Source organism: Candidatus Desulfolinea nitratireducens, from assembly GCF_982879505.1.
In genome coordinates this window covers 1-3516 of the sequence record NZ_CEYOSI010000295.1, presented here as the reverse complement: position 1 = coordinate 3516, position 3516 = coordinate 1, and the positions used below count along the sequence as shown (strand labels likewise).

Here is a 3516-nt window from a genome sequence, read left to right as displayed (position 1 = left end):
GCCGGTGGCAATAGCCTTGATCCGCTCGAGTGTAAGACGGGTAATTAATTGATTGGCAGATTGCATAGCAATATTATTGGCGATCTCTTTTTGGGCGCGGACGCCACCTTTTACATTATTCAGATCATAGCCCTGCGATTGTAGTTGCGTCAGAGTTTGAGTAAATTCACTCTGCAGATCTCCATCTTCGACTTTGATCTCCTCTTTGCGGGCCAGCTCATCAAAGATCAGGCCGCGTTCCAATCGCTTCTGTGCAGTCGGGCCAGCTTCCTCTTCAGTGAACTTCTCAAGGGTCGTATCCTGCATTTTTAGGTAGGCTTCAAATTCCATGCCTTGTCGCGCCAAACGACCTTTGATGTCCTCAAGTACATGTTCAGTCTCATGTTTCAGCGTCTGTGGGGCATATTTGATGGTTGCTTTTTCCTTGATCTTGTCAACCAGGGCCGTGAAGTATTCGTCGTCATATTCTGTGCGGCTTTCTTCCTCGAGATTCTTTGTCAGAATTTCCCGTAAATCAGCCAGGGTTTCCCCTGCACCCACGGATTTTGCGAATTCATCGTCCAGATCGGGGAATTCTGTGCCGCGTACTGTTTTGATGGTTGTTTCATAATTGACTGTCAGACCGCGCAGGGATTCATCATCGTGATCATCAGCGAATGTATGTGGAATGATTTTTGTCTCTTCAGCACTCATTCCCACCAGGAGATGCCCAAAACCTACAAATGGCAGCTCATTTTCGCGATTTTCAGGGGCGACAAAAACAGCGTGACTTTCCTGCTCCCAAAGTGGCTCATCACCATCAGCAGCATCCGCCGTTTGGCCTTTAACCGCCGTCATGATATAGTCGCCTTTCTCGATGGGGCGTTCAACCGAAACGGTAGTAGCATACATCTTCTGGAGCTCTTCCAATTTGGCGTCCACCTCTTTTTCATTGGGTTTCTTCCATTTATAAGCCATGCGGATCTTTTGGTAATCACCCAGATCAACCTCAGGCTTGAGCGGAATTGTAAAGATGAAGATTGGCGGTTCCAGGCTTTCCATCTTTTCCAACGCCCCGGGGCCGGAGGGTTCCACCTTGGATTCCTCCAAAGCCAGAGGATAAACCTCATCAAGCAGAATATCGATGGCGCCTTCGACGATGGCCTCATCGCCATACTGACGACGGATAACATCATAAGGGGCCTTGCCAGGGCGGAACCCGGCAATCTTGCCACGCTCGGCAAGTTGACGTGCCGAGCGACGCTTGGCGCCGTCCATGCGGTCCTGCTCAAGCTCAACGGTTAATGTGACCTGGTGGTCTTCGTGGGGTGTTGTTTCAATTTTCAAAATATACTTCCTTTTCCTGCAGAGTAAGTGTGGTTTTAATGGGGACGGCGGGACTCGAACCCGCACGCCGGTTAAGGCACATGGTCCTAAGCCATGCGCGTCTGCCAAATTCCGCCACGTCCCCAAATAGCGAAGGCATTATAAGCGCTAGGAGAGAGAGCGTCAATAAAAAATGCAAGCTTGTTAACCTTTTACTGATAAAGGGACCTCACCCGCCCTCACCCCCGCATCGCTTCGCTTGCTCCCCCTCTCCCGCTTTGCGGGAGAGGGAAGTCCGCGCGCAGCAAGGATGGGTGAGGGCGGTTTTTGCGATATAATCTGGCGGTTCTGAAATCTGAAGTCAAAAATCTGAGATCTGAGGTCTATTAAATGAGTCGTGTGATCAACCCAAACAGCGCCGGCAAGGAACGCAATCGGATGACAAGGGCCGTTGCTTTGGCTGTACGTGAATTGGCAAAAACAAATCCTTCTTCTAATAATGCAAGACAGCTTTCTGAGGCCCGCGATCTGGCAGCCTTTATTGCCCTGGCACTTGAAGTCGTCGCGGAAACGATCGAAGTTTCGGTGGTTGCCTGGGAAAAAAGGAATTATTGGGTCAAGGCCGATAAATTCAGGATGGAATGGCGCTGGGCAGGCAATCTGGCAAGAGAAATGCGCGAAGCCGTATTAAAGGACGACTGGGTGAATGTTGCCAAAATCGCGATGCAGGTAGCAGTGAAATTACAAAAGATCAAGATCTCAGATAAGCACCGCATGGGACGTCCCTGGGAGGGGAGCTGGGAGAGGTTGAATTAGAATCAAAAACTATCGGTGGGTAGAAACACCAGAGTAATGAATTTGATCTGCTGCAATGCAGGAACTGCCTCAGCCTCTTGAATCAATTTGGGTTCTGTCAGAACAACCTGGTTTGCGTCGCCATCCTTTTCCCGCCCAATAAAATAAAGGGTGCAGCGCGTTGTGCCGCGATGCCCAGCTTTCGCAATTGGGAGAGATCGCGGATCTGGCAAATCCTCCTGGCACCGACAATTCTATTCGCGGTCATTGGCCCGATCCCCGGGACCCGTAATAGCTGACGCGGGGAGGCCTCGTTTACTTCCACGGGATCATGCGTCAGATTGATCTCAGCCCAGGCCTCTTTCGGATCAGTGGGGAGGGGGAGGTTCCCTTCCCCGGCAAAAGGAAGTTCTTCGAGGTCGAAGCCATAGTCTCTCAGCAGAAAGGAGGCCTGATATAAGCGCAATTCGCGCAGGGCCGGCGTGGGGGATTTGTTTTCCATGGGTGTATCCGGAACCGGGTTAAAGGCCATAAAATAGGTCCGGGCCAGATGCAGATCGCTGTATAAGCGGGCCGTGGTGCTGAGCAGCTCCAGGTCACTTTCATCGGCACCGCCGGCGACAAATTGGGTCGTAGAGGAGGGCCAGCGTCCTCGCTGAGCGGAGGAGCTTTTTTCTTTTCCGTAGTCGAAGCGCCAGGGCTGGAGTGGCGGTCTTTCAGTTCGCCGAATTTCCTCCACCCAGCGCAGGGGACGCAATAACTCCTCCATGAAGACTTTTTTGGGAGCAAGTTGGGCCAATCTTTTGCTGTTTGGGGCTTCCAGGTTGACGGAGACCCGGTCAGCAAGCTGCATGCCGCGCAGGACCTGTCCCTTTTCTGCCCCGGGCATGATCTTCAGATGGATATAGCCACGGAAGCCCATTTTGTTCCGCAAGATCTCGGTCGTATCGAGGAGCTGCTCCTGGGTGCGGATGCCGCCCCCCGCTACCCCGGAACTGATAAAAAGGCCATCCACAAGATCTGCCCTGTGGAGCTGCATAAAAAGCTTTGCAAATTCTTCGGGTTTAAAGGTTGCCCGTCGGAAATCTCTCCCGGCGCGGAAAGGACAATAGTAGCAATTCCGCTCACAGGCCGAAGTCAGCAGTGTTTTCAGGAGACGGGTCTTCCTTCCATTTGGCATCACCGCCGGATGGATGTGGAGATCGTCTTCCCGCAGACAGGGTTCGGCAGCAGATAGATTGACAGAATGTTCCGCATCCGCTTCAAAAGTCATTTGCGAACTGAGGTACTTGAGCCTGTTGATCGCTTCCATAGCTTACATTATAGAACATATATTCTAGGAAAGCAATGTCGCATTGGGGCAAATATCCTAATTATTCAGACAAAATCTACTTGATAAGATAATACTTTTCACAG

3 protein-coding genes and 1 tRNA gene are annotated in these 3516 nt (G+C 51.4%); 1 reads left to right on the top strand and 3 read right to left on the bottom strand.

All coding sequences use genetic code 11. The annotated features are described in order from the left end of the window. On the bottom strand, positions 1-1326 hold a 1326-nt coding region (gene tig, locus AC3DOM_RS16775; protein ID WP_487920184.1), incomplete at its 3' end, for a trigger factor. Positions 1327-1365: 39 nt separating this feature from the next. After that, positions 1366-1450, bottom strand: a tRNA-Leu gene (locus AC3DOM_RS16770). 245 nt (positions 1451-1695) lie between these two features. Here AC3DOM_RS16770 and AC3DOM_RS16765 point away from each other — a divergent pair. Continuing rightward, entirely contained in the window at positions 1696-2121 is a 426-nt protein-coding gene (locus AC3DOM_RS16765) for a hypothetical protein (RefSeq protein WP_487920183.1), read from the top strand. 97 nt (positions 2122-2218) lie between these two features. Here the strand turns inward: AC3DOM_RS16765 and AC3DOM_RS16760 are convergent, their stop codons facing one another. Beyond that, positions 2219-3412 (bottom strand): helix-hairpin-helix domain-containing protein, encoded by a 1194-nt coding sequence (locus AC3DOM_RS16760; RefSeq protein WP_487920182.1) that lies wholly within the window; start codon positions 3410-3412, stop codon positions 2219-2221. Positions 3413-3516: the final 104 nt, after the last annotated feature.